Raw genomic sequence first — 18,310 nt, forward strand, 5'->3', positions numbered from 1 at the left:
TCCGTTCCTGGACTTCTCTGGGATTACTTCCACTATACCTGATCTTCATGCATTTGCATGTATCGCAGGGTACAACAAACCCAGGAGGGGAATATTCCCTTCTTATTCGGGGTCGCCTGAAGCGGTGCCGCGGCCTTTGACATTGGGGGTGACGCCGGCGGCCCAGTCGCTGAACTCGGCGTCGACGTCGTCCGGTTCTGAAAACTCCGGGCGCTGATGCATGGCACGCAGCAGCGCTTTGCGTTCCCGACGCCCCTCGACGAGCCGGTACAGCACCGGAACCAACACCAGCGTCAGGGCTGTGGAGGACACGAGGCCGCCGATCACCACTACTGCCAGCGGCTGGGAGATGAAGCCGCCGCCCCCGGTCAGCCCCAGCGCCATGGGGGTCAGCGCGAACACGGTGGCAAGTGCGGTCATCAGGATGGGGCGCAGGCGCTGCCGGGCGCCGTGGGTGATGGCGTCCGCCACGGACATCCCGGGCAGGCCGTTGCGGGGCTGCCGGTACTGGTTGATGAGGTCGATGAGCACAATCGCGTTGGTGACCACGATTCCCACGAGCATCAGCATGCCAATCAGCGAGGGCAGACCCAGGGGAACGCCGGTTGCCAGCAACAGGGCCACGGCGCCGGTGGCTGCAAAGGGAACGGAGACCAGCAGGATCAGAGGCTGGATCAGGGATTTGAAGGTTGCCACCATGATGACGTAGACAATCGCGATGGCCGCGAGCAGTGCCAGGCCCAGCTGCTGGAAGGACTCCGCCTGCTGCGTTGTGGCGCCGCCGAGTTCGGCGCTGACTCCCGCGGGGAGGCTGACTTCCACGAGGCGCTTTTGGACCTCGGCGTTCACCGCGCCAAGGTTGGAGCCCGACGGCGTGACTGACACTTTCGCGGTCCGCTGGCCGTTGCTGGCGGTAATGGAGACAGGGACGTCCACCTGCTCCACGGAAGCTATGCTGCCGAGGGTAACCGGCCCGGCCGCAGCCGGCAAAGCGATGTCGCGCACGGCATCGATGCTGGTGAACCGGGTTCCCTTGCCGATCTGCACTGGGAAGTCGTTGGTGTCAATCCGGACGGTCCCGGCCGGGATGGGGCTGATGGTGGCAGCGAGGACGCCGGCCACTTGTTCCTCGTTGAGTCCTGCGGCGGCGGTTTTGGCCCGGTCCACCTTGACCTGGACCACGGGCTGGCTGGCCGCGAGGTTGGTGGTCACTTCGCTGGTTTCCGGGACGCCGGTCATGGCTTCCAGCACGGCGTCGCTGGCTGTGCGCAGGTCCTCGGAGGTGGCCGCCTTGATGGTGATGTCAACCGTGGAGGACGTCCCGAAACCGCCTTGCTGGGAGCCGACGGTGAGCTTCCCGGAATTGGGCACCCTGCCCAGTTCCGTCCCCACGGTTTCCTGGAGTTCGGCCTGGTCCCCCTTTTCATCTGTCACCACGGTGAATGTGGAGTTGGAAGAGCCGGAGGAGGTCAGGGCGGCAAAGCCCGCCTGCGCGTTGCCGGAAGTCACCTGGACATTCTTGACGCCCTCGATGCCGCGGAGGACTTCCTCGAGCCTCACGGCAGCAGTGCTCGCGTCGGTCAGGCTTGTCCCTGCCGGCATCACCTGGCGGATGGTCATGCTGTTCTGGCCGGAATCGCCGAGGAGGTTTGTGGCCAGCAGGGGTGTCATGGCGCCCGTCCCGCCGAGGACCAGAAGGGCGGCGACGAGCGTCCACACCGGATGCTTCTGGGTCTTGCTGAGGACCGGCAGGTATGCGCGCTGGAGCGGGCTTTTCTGTTCCGCATCGTGTGCCCTGGCCCGGGCAGCGGCCGCAGCTTCGCGGGCAGCGGGGGATCCGGGAGCGGCAACGGCCGGGCACTTGAGGAACCAGTAGGCGAGGACCGGGACGATGGTCAACGAGACCAGCAGGGATGCCAGTAGCGCCATGGTGACCGTCAGGGCGAAGGGGCGGAACAGCTCGCCGGCAAGCTCACCCACAAAGGCGATGGGGAGGAAGACCGCCACGGTGGTCAACGTCGAGGCGGTGATGGCTCCGGCCACCTCCCGGATGGCGGTCAGGATGGCGGTGACTTTCTCCTCGCCATAGCTGAGGTGGCGCTTGATGTTCTCGATCACCACAATGGAGTCGTCCACCACGCGTCCTATCGCGATGGTGAGTCCGCCCAAGGTCAGGATGTTCAGCGAGTAGCCCGTGGCAGAGAGCCCGATAAAAGTCACCAGCAGGGAGAGCGGTATGGACACCGCTGTCACGAGGGTGGAGCGCGTTGACATCAGGAACACCAGGATGACGGCGACCGCGAAGCCGAGCCCGAGCAGCCCCTCCGTGGTGAGGTCCTTGATGGACTTCTCGATGAACGGGGCCTGATCGAACACGGCCGTGAACCTGGCGTTGGATCCCAGTTCCGCCTCGAGCTCATCCAGCGAATCGGCCACGGCGTGCGAAATCCCCACAGTGTCGCCCTCGGGCTTCTTCGTGACCGAAACCGCCAGCGTTTCCTCGCCGTTGGTCCGGGTGATGGAGGTGCGTTCGTCGTCCCGCAGGCTGACGTCCGCCACGGTTCCGATGGTGGCGGCCTTGGTGGCCCCATCAAGAGGCAGCGCCCTGATGGTGTCCAGGGAATCCACCGGGCTGCCGATCTGCAGGGACAGTGTCTTGCCCTGCTCCTCAATGGTTCCGGCCGGGATCAACGCGCCGTTGTTTCCCAACGCGTTCCGGATGGACTCGATGGTGGCGCCGGACGCTGCCATCGCCGCGGGCCGCGGAAGGACCTCGATGTGCTGGGACGCTCCGCCGGTCACATCGGCGCCGCGGACGCCGTCGATCTTCTGAAGCCGGGGGACGGAAAGGCGCTGCAGGTCCGCATTCAGTTCGCTCAGCGGCTTGTCCGAGGACACTGCCAGGAACACGATGGGGAAATCACTGATGCTGCCCGCGAAAGCCTGCGGCTGCACATCCTCCGGCAGGGACCGCTTGGCGTTGGAGATGGCCCGGTCGATCTGGTTCCGCGCACGGTCGAGGTTCGTCCCATAGGTGAAGACCATGGTGATCTGCGAGGTGCCGTTGCGGGACGTCGAGGAGGTGGACTCGAGGCCCTCAACCCCGTTGAGCGCCGTCTCCAGCGGAGCGCTGACCTGCTTGTCCACTACTTCAGGTGAAGCGCCGGGCATGGGGGTCAGTACCGTGATCTGCGGGAACTCGATGGAGGGGATGAGTTCCTGCTTCAGCGATGACATGGTAATCACGCCGAACACCGATGCGAAGACGGTGATCAGCGCGATCAGTGCCCGGTTTGCCAGTGAAAGTTGTGCCAGCCGGAACATCGCTTGGTCTCCTGTGGGTTGACGTACTGCTAAGGGCCGGACCTGAGTGCCGCCAGGCCTGAATAGCCGCCAGGCCAGATTAGCCGCCAGGCCAGCGATGCATCAGTGGTTGGCAGGAATGCTTTCCAGCTGGAGTGCCTTGGCGGTTGCCGTCTCGAGCTCTGCAGCCAGGTCCGGGTTGTCGTCGAGCTTTACGCCGTAGCCGGGCATCATGTCCTTAAGCTTGCCCTGCCAGCCCTTGAAGCTCTTGGGGAAGGCCTTCTGCAGCAGTTCGATCATGATGGGCACCGCAGTGGAAGCACCGGGCGAGGCGCCCAGGAGCGCACCGATCGAGCCGTCGCGGCCGGCGATGACTTCAGTCCCGAACTGCAGCACGCCGCCCTTCTTCGGATCCTTCTTGATGATCTGTACACGCTGTCCGGCGGTGATGAGTTCCCAGTCGCCGTCCTTGGCCTCGGGGTAGTACTCGCGGAGTGCTTCCACCTTGTCGCCGTGGCGCTTGGCCACCTCTTTAACGAGGTAGGCCGTGAGGTCCATGTTGTCCTTGGCCACGGCAAGCATCGGAATGATGTTGCTGGGGCGGATGGACAGTGGCAGGTCCAGGTACGAACCGTTCTTCAGGAAGTTGGTGGAGAAACCGGCGTACGGGCCGAACAGGAGCGAGCGCTTCCCGTTGACGTAGCGGGTGTCCAGGTGCGGCACGGACATGGGCGGGGCCCCAACGGAAGCCTGTCCATAGACCTTGGCACTGTGCTGGGCCGCGAGGGTTTCATCGGTGCAGCGGAAGAACTGGCCGGACACGGGGAATCCGCCGTAGCCCTTGCTCTCAGGGATTCCGGAGGCCTGCAGGAGGTGCAACGCGCCGCCGCCGGCGCCGACAAACACAAACTTGGCGTGGATCTTGCCGTGCTCGCCGGAATTCGGATGCTTCAACGAAAGGTCCCAGCCGCCGTCGGACGCCTTCGAAATGCCCGTGACGTCGTGGCCGTAATTAACTTCGACGCCGTTGTTCCCGAGGTACGTGGTCAGCTCGCGGGTCAGTGCCCCGAAGTCGACGTCGGTGCCTTCCGCTGCGCGCGTGGCCGCGATGCGCTGCTTCGGGTCGCGGCCCTTGACGATCAGCGGCGCCCACTTGGCGATCTGCGCGTGGTCCTCGGAGTATTCCATGCTGCGGAACAGTGTGTGGGACTTCAACGCTTCGTAGCGGGTCTTGAGGAAGTTGGTGTTGTTCTCGCCGATCACAAAACTCATGTGCGGAACCGTGTTGATGAAGCCCTTCGGCGAACCGATCAGCTGCTCTTCGACCAGGTGGGACCAGAACTGCCGGGACAGCTGGAACTGTTCGTTGATCAGCAGGGCCTTAGCGGGGTTCACCGAGCCGTCTTTGGCTGCGGGGGAGTAGTTGAGCTCGCACAGTGCGGCGTGGCCGGTTCCGGCGTTGTTCCAGGGGTCGGAGCTTTCCAGCCCGGGCTGGTCCAGGCGCTCGAACAGGGAAATGGTCCAGTTCGGCTCAAGCTGCTTGATGAACGCCCCCAGCGTGGCGCTCATGATGCCGCCGCCAATCAGTACGACGTCGGCATGTTGGGTCTTTGATATGAAGGTCACAATCAGTCTCCGATAGCAGCGGCTCTGGCTGTCAAAGAATATCCCTGCTCAGCCCGCATACTGAAATTGGGCCCGGCCGTCAAGGCTTTAGCTGCACCTTCGTGAAAACTTCATTCAAGACCGGCGAGGCCGGATAGCTGCTGACGCGGTCGGACAATGCAAGGGCCGAGATGGGGAAGGCGATGGGAACAGCCGGGACCGTGGCAGCGATCTGGGCGTTGATGGTGTGGTACTGCTCGTCCCGTTCCTTTCCCGCGGGCAGGCCGCGGGCCCGGTTGATCTTCGAGAAGACCTGCGGGTCCTGGTAACCGAATTCCCCGTTCTTCTCGCCGAACAGCGGGCCCACGAAGTTATCGGCGTCGGAATAGGAGCCGTTCCAGCCGAGCAGGTGCAGGGCATGGTCGCCGGGGGACTGGACCTTCTGGAGGTAGCCGTCGGACCAGTCCACGGGGACGGGCTTGATGTTAAGCCCGACTGCGGTCAGTTGCCGGCTGAGCTCCGCGTAGATTTTCTCTGGCGTGGGGAGGTAGGGGCGGGTGGCGTTGAGCGGGTAGTAGAACTTGAGGACTTCGCCCTTGTAGCCCGCCGCGGCGAGGTAGGCCTTGGCCTTGGCCGGATCGTGGCCCAGCGCGGGGGCGTCATTGTTGAAGCCGCTGATCTTGGGCGGGACGAACTGTGAAGCCTTGGCCGTGTTGTCAATGAAGAATTTGCGGATCAGGGTGTCTTTGTCGATGGCCAGCTCGATGGCCTGCCGCACTTTTTCGTTCTGCAGGACCGGGATTTCCTGGTTGATGCCCAGGTACATCACGGAGAACGGATCACGCTGGACAATCTGCATGCCGCGCTTGACCAGCTGATCGAAGTTGCCCACCGTGACGGCGTCGTACCCGTCGATCTTGCCGTCCAGCAGGGCCTGGAGCCGCGTCTGCGGGTGGTCGTACGTGACGAAGTTGATGGTGGCGATCTGTCCGCGGTCACCCCAGTAGTCCTTGTGGCTGACCAGACGGACGCTGGTTTCGTCCCAGGCCGCCAGGCTGAACGGTCCGGTTCCCACGGGGTTGGCGGCGAACGCGGAGACGGGGTTGCCGTGCCGCGTCTGGTTCAGGACATCCGCAGTGCCCGCGGCAAGGGCTGTGGGGGAGGCGATGGCAAAGGCCGGCAACGTGAGTGCTTGGAGGAATGCGGTGAAAGGCTGGGTGAGGTCGATCCGGACAGTGTCCGGGGACAGGGCGGTGCAGCTCTTGAAAATGGACAGCGGGGCGTCGTCGGAGTGCGCCTTGAATACGCTCTTGAACGAAATTCCCGGCGCCTTCTTCCGAAGTTCCGCGGAGAAAGCGAACCAGCGGTTGAAGTTGTGGCGAACGGCATCGGCATCAAACGGCGTTCCGTCCTGGAAAAAGACGCCGCTGCGGAGCTTGAAAGTGTAGCTACGGCCTTCGTTGGACTCGGTCCACTCCGTTGCCAGCAGCGGCGTGGGTTTGCCGGTGGTCTGGTCTACCCCCACCAGGCCTTCGAGGATCTGCCGGGTGACCCGGTAGCTTTCCACATCGCTGGAGAGCGCCGGGTCCAGCCCCAGGGGCTGGGACGCTGTGCCGAAGGTGAACGTTTCGGTGGGTTCCGACCCTGCAGAAGGGGCCGAGGGAGAAGTCGACGAAGGTGACGGCGACGGGGTGCCGGTACAGGCCGTCAGGCCTAACGCCATAAAAACGGCGCCGGTCTTGATGACCGTTCGCCGCGATGTACTGCTGGGCACTCGACTATCACCTCTGGGCTGCTTCCGGCCGGCACCGCCGACTGCGGGCCAAGGACACAGTCTAATTGACCAGTCTTGGTGTTCCCTGTAACCGCGCGGGAGGCGATTGCACGCCGCAGTGGCCCGTTCCTGCTGGAACGGGCCACTGCTTTCCTTGGTGCCCCCGGGTGCCAGCCCGAAGGCTTTCCGGTGGCCGGCCTACTTGGGCATCAGCACCGAGTCGATCAGGTAGACCGTAGCGTTCTTGGTCTGCACGCCGCCGCAAATGACGCTGGCGCCGTCAACCTTGAGCGCATCCCCGCTGCCGGTCACCGTGACCGAATCGCCCTGGACCGTGGCGTGGGTGCCGGCGATCTTGTCAGGGGTGATCTGGCCGGGAACAACGTGGTAGGTCAGGATCTTGCTGAGGAGGGCGTCGTCGGTCTTGAGAGTGTCGATGGTGGCCTTGTCGATTTTGGCAAACGCGTCGTCCACCGGTGCGAAGACCGTGAACTCGGCACCGTTGAGCGTGTCCACCAGGTCAACCTTCGGGTTCAGCTTGCCGGAGACAGCCGCCGTGAGGGTGGTCAGGATGGGGTTGTTGGACGCCGCGACTGCTACCGGGTCCAGCGCCATGCCGGCCACCGAACCGGCGCCAGTGGGGACCTTCTCGGCGTAGCCGGCGCAGCCTGCACCAACCAGGTTCGCCGCGGGATCCATGGCGCCGGCGCTGGCGGACGGTGAGGGCGCCATGCTGGAAGGTGCCGCGGAGGGAGCGGAGGAGCTCGGCGTCGTGGTGGCCGATCCACCGCACGCGGTAAGGCCCAGCAGGGCTGCAGCTGCAACGCCTGCGACGGTGAAGGATGTGCGCTTGAATGACTGCATTTCGGTTCTCCTTGGTTGTGCCGATTTCTTGCCTGCCGCAGACCTGATGCCTGCTGCCTGGCCTGTTCCGACTGTCGGGCACCTGCCCTTGGCTGGTGTCTCATGGGGTATTCGGGCGGAGCGCCGAAATGGATGGGTGGATCCTAAAATTTTTACAAACCCAGACTCTTCGTCCTCATGACCTGGGGTTAAACGGCAGAGATCCCGGCCGTGGGGCCGGGATCTCTGCATATGTGTGCGCAAGGGGGGACTTGAACCCCCACGCCCGAAGGCACAGGAACCTAAATCCTGCGTGTCTGCCAATTTCACCACTCGCGCTTGGCAGTTACTGAGGCACTTTCCCTCCCGACCGGCTTGACCGGGGACCAGGAAGAAAAACGTACGACGGCGGATGCCAGTTTCCATTGTAGCCTCGGGCGGGCGGGGAACCTGTCAGCCCCTGCCGCCTCTGTGTCGCCGCAGCGGGCCGCTGCGCTACCCGTCCAGTTTGAGGTCGCGCCGCAGTTTTGCCACGTGCCCGGTGGCCCGGACGTTGTACTGGGCCAATGCCACCTTGCCGTCGGGGTCGATCACGATGGTGGAACGGATCAGTCCTTCGTAGGTTCGTCCGTAGTTTTTCTTCTCACCCCAGGCCCCGTAGGCCTCCGCTACGGCATGGTCCTCGTCAGAGAGCAACGGGAAACTGAGATCTTCGTTGACGGCAAAAGCGGCAAGCTTTTCCACAGAATCGGGGGAGACCCCCAACACGCGGTAACCGGCCGACGTGAATGACGCCAGGTTGTCGCGGAAGTCGCACGCCTGTTTGGTGCAGCCGGGCGTGGAAGCGGCGGGGTAGAAGTAGACGATGGTGCTTGTGCCGCTTCCGGAGGCCAGGTTCACGTCCTGACCCGATGAATCCTTCAGGGTGAAGCCGGGCGCCACGGCACCGGTCAAGAGTCTGTCAGCCAATGTTGATCTCCTCGTTGCAGGCGGGACACACCACTCTAGTAAGCATCCAGAATCCGGGCGAACCTCGCTTGGCTATACTTGCAGGTATGCCTGACATGGATCGCTGGCCCACGGGGCGCTTATTGTCCACTGCGGCGCGCCTTGTGGAACATTCCTGGAACGAAAAGCTCAGCGCTATCGGCCTGACACATGCCGGTGTGATCGCCATCGAAGTCCTCGCAGCCCAAGGTCCCATGACCCAGGCCCAGCTGGCCCAGTTTGTGCGCGTCCAGGCCCAGACCATGGGAAAGACGCTCACGCGGCTGGAGTCCCACGGACACATCGCCCGCGTGCGCAGCACTTCTGACCGCCGCAGCCAGGTGGTTTCCCTCACCGACAGTGGCCGTGAAGCGGCAGCCGCGGCCGTGGAAATGGAGCGGGCAGTGCTCGCCGCGGCAACCATCGATCCCGATATCCTCCGCCAGGAGCTTCAGGCCGTGGTCCGCGAGCTCGCCCGCCAGTTCGCATCGCCGGCTACCCGTTCGCTGGTGGACGGCGCGCCGCTCGGCTAAGAAATCAAACCTCCCCAGGGAGGGCTTCAGCAGGACCGGGCAGCGTCGAAAACAAACGCCCTGACGCCTTGATGGTAAATTTGCCCGGTGATGTCTCGCCTAACTAGCCCTAACCCTGTCCAGAGCCAGCAGGAAGAAAGACTGCACTGGGTAGACACCGCCAAAGCCTCCGCCATACTCCTCGTAGTGCTCTACCATGCGGCCGGCACCGGCGTAAGCATGTTGTTCCCCGGCGCCACAAGTACCGCCATGACCGCGTGGAATGAATTCAGCCGCATGCTGTTGCCCGTGCGGATGCCCCTGTTCTTTCTGGCGGCCGGCATGCTGGCTTCGAAAGCTGTTCACCGGCCTTGGAGGGCTGCCTGGCGTTCCCGGTTCGCGGACATTCTCTGGCCGTACATCCTGTGGAGTGTGGTGTTTGGTCTGGTGGCGGGCTTCGCCTACCGGCCTGCTGATCCGTGGGGGTACACGGAGTTTAGTTTGGGGACGATTCTTCAGGGTGGCACGGCGTACTGGTTTCTGCCTGTGCTCGTGGTGTTCTTTGTCACCGCCAAGTTGTTTCGCGGGCATCCACACCTCACCACCTTGGTCGCGTTCCTGCTGTTGGTTGCGCAGCCGGCTGTTGCACGGCAAATCCCCGAGTTCGTTCCTGACGCACTGGCAACGAACATCGGCCGTCTCGGTACCTTTGCACTCTGGTACTTCATCGGGTGTTACGCAGCAGCGTATGTGAGGCGCCTGGCTGTCACGGGGACACGTGCACTGATGGTGGGATCAGTCGTCATCTACGGTGGGATGGCTTACTTGGTATATGTCCGGGGCACCGAGCTGCCGTTGCTGGTTGTGGTGACTGTTACCGGGTTGATGGCGGCGATCACCCTTTCGGTCTGGGCGTCCCGTTTCGCCCCTGTGCGGGCAGCGTCAAAGTACTTGGCGGCGCGGACCTTGCCTATCTACTTGGTCCACCCTGTGCTGTTGAGTGTCCTGGGTGGGCTCGCCATCTTCCTTGGTGGTGGGAGAAGTCCTATCCCTCAGGATCTGCTCATTCTCAATGTGGTGGCTGTGCCAGTCATGGTTGCGGTTATCACTGCTGGTTCCCTTGTGGCTTATGACTTGGCTGTTGGTTCGCGGTTCCGGTGGTTGTTCAAACCTCCGCAGCGGGCAGTGAAAGCGGAAGTGGGGGCGGCCGCTAAAGGTGGCAGTGCCGAAAAAGAATCCCACCAACCCCTGCTGACTAGTCCCCAGAAGTCGGACTGACCAAGTAAGGGACTAGGCCGCGAGGGCCTGAGAACGGTATTCCACCGGGCTCAGGCCCTCGAGCTTTGTCGTGATCCTTTTGGGGTGCTGTACCAGCCGCCGTATCGTTCGGTCACCCGTCTTTTGGTCGAGCTCGTTCGAGCCAGTCGCCAAACAGCGCGGCGAGCAGTTCGGGCCGCTCGTGCATAAGCGCATGGCCGGCGTCGTCGATAACAGCCAGGGTGGCGTGCGGGTAGCGTTCGAGCAATTCGGCCGCGTCGGCAAACCCGACGACCGAATCGCGTCGTCCCGCCACGAGTAAGGTCGGTGAAGAGAACGTGGTCGACCCGACGCCGACCGCCCACCCGGTGAAGATGCGCCCCAGCGCAGCCTCGTCCACAAGCGCCGTACCCGGCGCCACGTGGTCGCGGTACCTGCGGGCCGTGGCCTGTGTGCGCCAGACAAAGTAGTCCTCAAACCCGGCCCGTTGCGCAGGTTCGAGTTCGTCGTACGCGTGGGCGTCCTGGCGAACCACTTCGTGCTCAGGCACGCTTCGCGCCTGCTCGGCGACGGGGCACAACAACGCCAGGCCGAGCACGGCACCTGGCCGCCGTGCGGCCACTCCACGAGCCAGGTAGGCGCCGTAAGAGTGCCCCAGCAGCATCACCGGTCCCGCGCCCAGGTGGTCAATGAAATCGCCGAGCAGCGTCACCACATCGTCGTTGCAGGTCAAGCCCTCGGCCGTCGAGAGACCCATCCCCGGCAGATCCGGATAGATCCGCCGGTAGCGCGTGTCGGGAACGATGGCCTCGATCGCCGCCTCGATCTCCCGATGATCAACACCGGCGCCGTGTAACGCAACGAGCGGCACGCCGACGCCATGCTCGACGTAATGGACCAGGACTTCGTGGATCCGGCACTCCATACCGACACCCTAATCCATACCGACGACGCGAACCGCGCGAGGAATAGCCGGTCAACTCTGAGGGCCGTACGGAATGGGCCGCTGCAGCCAGGCGCACCGGATACAGAGGACGCGGCTTGAACTCGGATGGCCCCAGAATCAAGCGGAACTAGCCCGAAAATGTCCCCGGAGTGATTTCAAGGCAAAGCGAAACCCCGCCTTCAGGCTTGTGGCCAATGAAGACGGGGTTTCTGTGGTGCACCCCCCGGGACTTGAACCCGGAACCCATTGATTAAGAGTCAATTGCTCTGCCAATTGAGCTAGAGGTGCATCTCTTTGCGGTGATCTCCGTGGCTTTTTCTTTCCCCGTTGATCTCCGCAACGACATGAAACTCTACACGAACTTCCGGTGCATGTGAAATCGACGAGGCAGGGCCCATATGGATCAGGCCGGAGGGGCCAGAATCAGCACAAAATCAGGGTTTTGGTTGTTGCTGAGCAGCCAAAAGCCGCCTTCGGGTGTGCGGATGACGTCCCGGATCCGGCCGTACTTGCCTGTGAAATAGGCCACAGGCGCGTGGGCTTCGTCGCCGCTGAGGGCAACAGACCAGAGGCGCTGGCCTCGCAGGGCACCGAGGAAGGCTGTGGATCCCACGATCTCCAGACCGCTGGGGGAGGAGTCCGCCGTCGAAGGCCAGACGACTTTAGCGTCGCGGTACTCGGCGCGGTGCGGCGCGCCGGTCACCGCCGGCCAGCCGTAATTGCCGCCCGCCACGATCAGGTTGAGCTCATCGTTGACGTTCGGGCCGAATTCGCTCGCCCACAGCCTGCCGTCGCTGTCCCAGGCAAGGCCTTGGACATTTCTGTGGCCCAGGCTGTACACGGCGTTGCCGAAGGGGTTGCCAGGTGCCGGGGCGCCGTCCGCCGTGAGCCTCAGGATCTTTCCGCCCAGCGCATTTGGGTCCTGCGGCTGGTCCCGGCGCTGGGAGTCCCCAGTGCCCACGTACAGGAAACCGTCCGGGCCAAACCGGATCCGGCCGCCATTATGGGTCCCTGCCTTCGGGATGCCGGTAAACACGACGTCCGGATCGCCAAAGACCAGGGACCCATCAGGTTCTTCCGTCAGCTTGACCCGGGCGATGCGATTGTCCTGGACGGACGTGAAGTACAGGTAGAGGTAGTTGTCGGTGGGAAAGTCGGGGGACAGCGCGAGCCCCAGGAGTCCGCCTTCGCCTCCCGGGGTGACACCGGGGACCTGCCCGATGGTGGTTGCGCGGCCATCCTTGACTGCCTTGAGAAGCGCCGAATCACGCTCGGAGATGACGGCCGTGCCGTTCGGCAGGAATACGGCCGCCCACGGAATATTGAGCTGCAGGTCAAGCCGGGCTTGAATTTCCGGTGTTGTGGCGCCTCCGGTCCCGGGCGTGGGCCCCGTTGTTCCTGGACCAGGCTCCGTAGCCCCTGGGCCTGTCCCTGTAATGCTGCCGGTTGGCGCGTCGGTGCCCTCTCCCGTGCAGCCGGACAGCGCGATTGCCACGCAAAGTGCCACGGCGCCCGCTCGGGGAGTGGCAGCCAGTAAGAACCGGCCGGCAACGAAGAACCGGCTGGAGATGCCGGTGGGGTCAGAGGCGGGTTCGCCGGGGAGCCCGGAAGCCGGCGGCCTCGGCGTGGGCCGCTGACTCGAACCAGACGTCGGCCGTGGTCTGCTCATAGTCCGGGTGCCCTTCTTCGTAGTAGACCATTGCGTTGGCGTCACCCTTGACGTCAAAATCGGCCGGGCCGCTGCCATCCGGGCCGGGGGACGCAGAGCCGGCGCCGTAGGGCTGGTCCGCGGCCAGGTGGCCGGCAGGTTCTGTTGCCGGTTCGTAGCCTGCGGTGGGAGCTGCCGGTTCGGCCATCGCCTCGTCGCCTGTCGGTGGCGTCACCAGGGCATCCGCTGCGGCGTCGTCCGCTGTCAAGGCGTCTGCGGCGGCTGTTTCCGCGCCGGGAAGAGTCGGGGCGTGCGGGTCCGTGTACTCCGCATGATGAACGTAGCCGGTGTCCTGGCCGGCGTCGGGAGTGGCTCCGGAGACCTCCGGCGCGTCCGCGTTCAACGCGGCTGCAGAGCCGGCAGCTGCGTCGGGGGCAGGTCTGTGGCTCGCCGCCGGGGTTGACCCGCTTGCCTCTGACCACTGCGTTTCCCACTCGTCTTCCGCCTGCCGCGCCGCAGTCTCTCCGGTCCCTCCAGCCACGCCGGCATCCTCGCGTGCAGCGTCATCGCGGGGCGTCGGGGGTTCCTGCGGCGCCACAGGCTCCGCCGCAACCTCGGCCGGTCCGGAGGTCAGCGGCTCCTCAACTGGTGTGGCTTCTTGGACCGCTGGGGCCTCCGGCGCCGCCGCTGCCCCGGGGACACTGATGGCATCCTGTTCGGCAGTGGCCCCCCGCTGGATACCAGTTCCGTGCAGGCCCCCTTCCGGCGCGGCCGCAGCGTCCGGACGAGCAGCGGTTTCCGGGGGAGCCACGAACCCCTGTTGACCGGCTGTTCCGGGCCGCTCGGTCTCATCGTCCGCCGTCGTCGGGGGCTCCGGTTCCGCTGCGCTGCCGAAGCCGGCCGCGCTGGGGAGGCCGGCAGTTCCGGCAGCGTCCGCCGAGGCGGCCGCACTGCCGCCAGCCACGCCGTCCTTCCGGAGGGGGTTTGAGCCGCCAGTGTTGGCGGAGCTGCTTCGGTTCAGCAGCCACCACACAACGCCCACAATCAACACAATCGCAATGATCCAGAAGACAAAATCCATAACAGGGCCTTTCAGTCCGGATGGCATGGTTGCCGTTCCCTGACGGTACGTCGGCGTGAACGGGACTGTCTAGGTCGCAGCAGGTCAGGACGCCAAGTGGCAAGAGGCAGAGGGATGTTGAGTCGACGGTGGGCCCGCCCTCGGGTTCTGGTGACGGCCGGCACATGGAGGTTCCCGCAATGGCCGCATCTCCATATTTGAGACGCAGGTCCACAATTTGATCGAAAATATTCCCGAAATTGGGCCTTGGTTAGCGGTTCCTGGTCGTTCCGTTGCGATCGGAGTCATAGACTTTGACCCATGAGTGCCGACAGCCAAACGACAACTGAGAACAAGCCCGACATCAAGCCCCGCAGCCGGGTCGTCACCGACGGGATCCACGCCGCCCCTGCGCGTGGCATGTTCCGTGCCGTGGGCATGGGCGATGACGACTTCGCGAAGCCCCAGATCGGCGTCGCAAGTTCATGGAACGAAATCACTCCCTGCAACCTGTCCCTGAACAGGCTGGCCCAGGGCGCCAAGGAAGGCGTTCACGCCGGCGGCGGGTTCCCCATGCAGTTCGGCACCATCTCCGTCTCGGACGGCATCTCCATGGGCCACGAAGGCATGCACTTCTCCCTGGTATCCCGCGAAGTCATCGCCGACTCCGTGGAAACCGTGATGCAGGCCGAGCGCATTGATGGCTCGGTGCTCCTGGCTGGCTGTGACAAGTCCCTGCCCGGCATGCTCATGGCTGCAGCCCGCCTGGACCTGGCCAGCGTGTTCCTCTACGCCGGTTCCATCATGCCGGGCTGGGTCAAGCTCGAGGACGGTTCCGAAAAGGAAGTCACCCTCATTGACGCTTTCGAGGCTGTGGGCGCCTGCGCCGCAGGCAAGATGAGCCTCGGCGACCTGGAGCGCATCGAAAAGGCGATCTGCCCCGGTGAAGGCGCCTGCGGCGGCATGTACACGGCCAACACCATGGCCTGTATCGGCGAAGCCCTCGGCATGTCACTCCCCGGCTCCGCCGCTCCGCCCTCGGCAGACCGCCGTCGTGATGAATTTGCCCGGAAGTCCGGCGAAGCAGTGGTGAACCTGCTCCGCCTCGGCATCACCGCGCGCGACATCATGACGAAGAAGGCCTTCGAGAACGCCATCGCGGTCACCATGGCCTTCGGCGGTTCCACCAACGCCGTCCTTCACCTGCTGGCCATCGCGCGTGAGGCCGAGGTGGAACTGAGCCTCGAGGACTTCAACCGCATCGGCGACAAGATCCCGCACCTCGGTGACCTGAAGCCCTTCGGCCGCTACGTCATGACCGACGTCGACAAGATCGGCGGCGTGCCGGTCATCATGAAGGCACTGCTCGACGCCGGACTGCTGCACGGCGACTGCCTCACCGTTACCGGTAAGACCGTCACCGAAAACCTCGAAGCGATCAACCCGCCGGATTTGGACGGCAAGATCCTCCGCGCCATGGACAACCCGATCCACAAGACCGGCGGCATCACCATCCTGCACGGATCGATGGCCCCGGAAGGCGCCGTGGTTAAGAGTGCAGGCTTCGACGCCGACGTCTTCGAAGGTACTGCCCGCGTGTTCGAGCGCGAGCAGGGCGCCCTGGATGCGCTCGACAACGGCAAGATCAAGGCCGGCGACGTCGTCGTCATCCGCTACGAAGGCCCCAAAGGCGGCCCGGGCATGCGCGAAATGCTTGCCATTACCGGCGCCATCAAGGGCGCCGGCCTGGGCAAGGACGTCCTGCTGCTGACCGACGGCCGCTTCTCCGGCGGAACCACCGGCCTGTGCATCGGCCACGTAGCACCGGAAGCGGTCGACGGCGGCCCCATCGCCTTCGTCAAGGACGGCGACCGGATCCGCGTGGACATCGGCGCCCGCAGCTTCGACCTCCTGGTCGACGAAGCCGAGCTCGAGTCCCGCAAGGTCGGCTGGGAACCGCTCCCGGCCAGGTACACCAAGGGCGTGCTCGCCAAGTACGCCAAGCTCGTCCACAGCGCCTCCACCGGCGCATACTGCGGGTAACAAACCTAAGCCCTACCGCTCAGGCGGCAGGGCTTAACAAGGAAGCTCCGAGGGCCCCAAGCGAGCGGCGTCCGCGCCGCTCGCTTGGGGTAGGAGTCTTCTGCCTGCCGCCTAGGATGGTAGGCAGGCGTCTCCGCGCGTTAGATGCGGAGGCGGCCAACTGGTGGACAATGAAGTCCATATGGTGAGATGCGCACCACCCTCGTTGACAGGCATCTCACCAAGAGGGAAAACTGAACGCATGATCGCATACGTTACTGTCGGCGCCGCTTCGGGTGTATCCGTCGTCCTTACCAAGCGCGTGGCAGAATAGCCCGACTGGTAACGTACCGTCACGCGCAACCCCTCGAAGAGCCGCCAGGCTGAGGGGTTTTTTTATTTTCCGCAGTTTCGAGATAACAAATGATCCACAAGGAAGAGTCCGATGAGCAAAGGATCGCCGATCAGCCCCTCGCTGATGGCTACTAAGTCCGCTGGAGCCCCCAAGGCTCCGGAACGTGCCGACCGAACGGCTGACCACGCCGCTGTCGTCACTGATCTTGCCGCTGTCTCTCCTGTCCTTGGGCCGAACACTGTTGTACCCCCAACGGTGATGACCGGCTCAGAAGCTATTGTCCGCTCGCTCGAAGAACTCGGCGTGGACGATATTTTTGGTTTGCCTGGTGGCGCGATCCTGCCTACCTATGACCCCTTGATGGCCTCCAGGATGAATCACGTCCTGGTCCGTCACGAACAGGGAGCCGGCCACGCCGCGCAAGGCTACGCAATGGTTACCGGCCGGGTGGGCGTCTGTATCGCCACCTCCGGCCCGGGCGCCACCAACCTCGTTACCGCCATCATGGACGCCCACATGGACTCCGTGCCGCTGGTGGCCATCACCGGCCAGGTATCCAGCGGTGTGATTGGCACCGATGCCTTCCAGGAAGCCGACATTGTTGGCATCACCATGCCGATCACCAAGCACTCCTTCCTGGTGACGAACCCCAACGACATCCCGCATGTCATGGCCGAAGCGTTCCACCTCGCCTCCACGGGCCGTCCCGGTCCGGTGCTGGTGGACGTGGCCAAGGATGCCCAGCAGGGCCAGATGACGTTCTCCTGGCCGCCGAAGATCGACCTCCCTGGCTACCGTCCGGTGACCCGCGGCCACAACAAGCAGGTGCGGGAAGCAGCCAAGCTGATTGCTGCTGCCAGCAAGCCTGTCCTGTATGTGGGCGGCGGTGTGGTCAAGGCCCACGCTGCTGCCGAACTCCGGGAGTTGGCCGAACTAACAGGCGCCCCCGTGGTGACCACGCTGATGGCCCGCGGAGTGTTCCCCGATTCCCACCCTCAGCACGTGGGCATGCCGGGCATGCACGGCACGGTTTCGGCCGTGACGGCGCTGCAGCAGTCTGACCTGCTGATCACCCTCGGTGCACGGTTCGACGACCGCGTCACCGGTGTGCTGAAGACGTTCGCCCCGAACGCCAAGGTGATCCACGCGGACATCGATCCCGCGGAAATCTCGAAGAACCGTGCGGCCGACGTGCCCATCGTGGGATCGGTCAAGGAGATCATCCCCGAGCTCTCCGAGGCCATCCGTGCGCAGTTCGAAGCGTCCGGCACCCCGGACCTCACCACGTGGTGGGCCTTCCTGAACAACCTCAAGGAAACCTACCCGCTGGGCTGGACCGAGCCGGACGACGGGCTCAGCGCCCCGCAACGCGTCATCGAGCGCATCGGCGCACTGACAGGCCCCGAAGGCATCTATGTTGCCGGCGTGGGCCAGCACCAGATGTGGGCCGCACAGTTCATCAAGTACGAGCGCCCGCATGCCTGGCTGAACTCGGGCGGTGCCGGCACCATGGGCTACGCCGTGCCGGCTGCCATGGGCGCCAAGGTGGGGGAGCCGGACCGTGTGGTCTGGGCGATCGACGGCGACGGCTGCTTCCAGATGACCAACCAGGAACTGGCCACCTGCGCCATCAACAAGATTCCCATCAAGGTTGCCATCATCAACAACTCCTCGCTGGGCATGGTCCGCCAGTGGCAGACCCTGTTCTACGAGGGCCGCTACTCCAACACGGACCTCAACACGGGACACGAAACCGTCCGGATCCCGGACTTCGTCAAGCTGGCGGACGCTTATGGCTGTGCTTCGTTCCGCTGCGAACGGGACGAGGACATTGATGCCACCATCCAGAAGGCCCTCGAAATCAATGACCGCCCCGTGGTCATCGATTTTGTGGTGAGCCCCGACTCCATGGTGTGGCCGATGGTGCCCGCCGGCGTGAGCAACGACCAGATCCAGGTTGCCCGCAACATGACCCCGGAATGGGAAGAGGAGGACTGA

At 64.2% G+C, this 18,310-nt stretch carries 12 protein-coding genes and 2 tRNA genes; 4 read left to right on the plus strand and 10 right to left on the minus strand.

Going from position 1 to position 18,310, the window contains the following annotated elements:
• Positions 1 to 102: 102 nt before the first annotated feature.
• The 6 genes from J2808_RS03450 to bcp all read right to left on the minus strand — a co-directional run bounded on the left by J2808_RS03450 (position 103) and on the right by bcp (position 8,494).
• Entirely contained in the window at positions 103 to 3,324 is a 3,222-nt protein-coding gene (locus tag J2808_RS03450; RefSeq protein ID WP_309811618.1) for an efflux RND transporter permease subunit, read from the minus strand.
• A gap of 102 nt (positions 3,325 to 3,426) precedes the next feature.
• Positions 3,427 to 4,929 (minus strand): malate:quinone oxidoreductase, encoded by a 1,503-nt coding sequence (locus tag J2808_RS03455; RefSeq protein ID WP_309811622.1) that lies wholly within the window; start codon positions 4,927 to 4,929, stop codon positions 3,427 to 3,429.
• Between the two features lie 79 nt (positions 4,930 to 5,008).
• Positions 5,009 to 6,682, minus strand: a complete 1,674-nt coding sequence (locus J2808_RS03460; RefSeq protein ID WP_397427972.1) for an ABC transporter substrate-binding protein — start codon at positions 6,680 to 6,682, stop codon at positions 5,009 to 5,011.
• 198 nt (positions 6,683 to 6,880) lie between these two features.
• Positions 6,881 to 7,546 carry a fasciclin domain-containing protein gene (locus tag J2808_RS03465; RefSeq protein WP_309811625.1) on the minus strand — a complete coding sequence of 222 codons (666 nt, stop codon included), beginning with the start codon at positions 7,544 to 7,546 and terminating at the stop codon, positions 6,881 to 6,883.
• Positions 7,547 to 7,782: 236 nt separating this feature from the next.
• Positions 7,783 to 7,864 (minus strand) — tRNA-Leu (locus J2808_RS03470).
• Between the two features lie 156 nt (positions 7,865 to 8,020).
• A complete protein-coding gene (bcp, locus tag J2808_RS03475; protein WP_309811628.1) occupies positions 8,021 to 8,494 on the minus strand; it encodes a thioredoxin-dependent thiol peroxidase in 474 nt (157 codons plus the stop codon).
• A 95-nt stretch (positions 8,495 to 8,589) separates the two neighbouring features.
• Between bcp and J2808_RS03480 the strand changes: the two genes are divergently transcribed.
• Entirely contained in the window at positions 8,590 to 9,045 is a 456-nt protein-coding gene (locus J2808_RS03480) for a MarR family winged helix-turn-helix transcriptional regulator (RefSeq protein ID WP_309811870.1), read from the plus strand.
• Between the two features lie 90 nt (positions 9,046 to 9,135).
• The gene (locus J2808_RS03485) at positions 9,136 to 10,302 is read left to right on the plus strand and encodes an acyltransferase family protein (protein WP_309811873.1); all 1,167 of its coding nucleotides are present in this window, start codon (positions 9,136 to 9,138) and stop codon (positions 10,300 to 10,302) included.
• A 112-nt stretch (positions 10,303 to 10,414) separates the two neighbouring features.
• Here the strand turns inward: J2808_RS03485 and J2808_RS03490 are convergent, their stop codons facing one another.
• The 4 genes from J2808_RS03490 to J2808_RS03505 all read right to left on the minus strand — a co-directional run bounded on the left by J2808_RS03490 (position 10,415) and on the right by J2808_RS03505 (position 13,956).
• Positions 10,415 to 11,206 (minus strand): alpha/beta fold hydrolase, encoded by a 792-nt coding sequence (locus J2808_RS03490; protein WP_309811631.1) that lies wholly within the window; start codon positions 11,204 to 11,206, stop codon positions 10,415 to 10,417.
• Between the two features lie 233 nt (positions 11,207 to 11,439).
• Positions 11,440 to 11,515, minus strand: a tRNA-Lys gene (locus J2808_RS03495).
• A 115-nt stretch (positions 11,516 to 11,630) separates the two neighbouring features.
• Positions 11,631 to 12,722: a PQQ-dependent sugar dehydrogenase gene (locus J2808_RS03500; RefSeq protein ID WP_309811633.1), complete on the minus strand. Its 1,092-nt coding sequence runs from the start codon at positions 12,720 to 12,722 to the stop codon at positions 11,631 to 11,633.
• An 85-nt stretch (positions 12,723 to 12,807) separates the two neighbouring features.
• Positions 12,808 to 13,956 carry a sunset domain-containing protein gene (locus tag J2808_RS03505; RefSeq protein WP_309811634.1) on the minus strand — a complete coding sequence of 383 codons (1,149 nt, stop codon included), beginning with the start codon at positions 13,954 to 13,956 and terminating at the stop codon, positions 12,808 to 12,810.
• 300 nt (positions 13,957 to 14,256) lie between these two features.
• On the opposite strand from J2808_RS03505, the gene ilvD reads away from it, so the two are divergent.
• Complete coding sequence (ilvD, locus tag J2808_RS03510) at positions 14,257 to 15,978, plus strand: dihydroxy-acid dehydratase (RefSeq protein WP_309811636.1); 1,722 nt, start codon at positions 14,257 to 14,259, stop codon at positions 15,976 to 15,978.
• Positions 15,979 to 16,402: 424 nt separating this feature from the next.
• Positions 16,403 to 18,310, plus strand: coding sequence for an acetolactate synthase large subunit (locus J2808_RS03515; protein WP_309811639.1), 1,908 nt, complete (start codon positions 16,403 to 16,405; stop codon positions 18,308 to 18,310).

The sequence above is a fragment of the Pseudarthrobacter sulfonivorans genome, from assembly GCF_031454915.1.
GTDB lineage: Bacteria > Actinomycetota > Actinomycetes > Actinomycetales > Micrococcaceae > Arthrobacter > Arthrobacter sulfonivorans_C.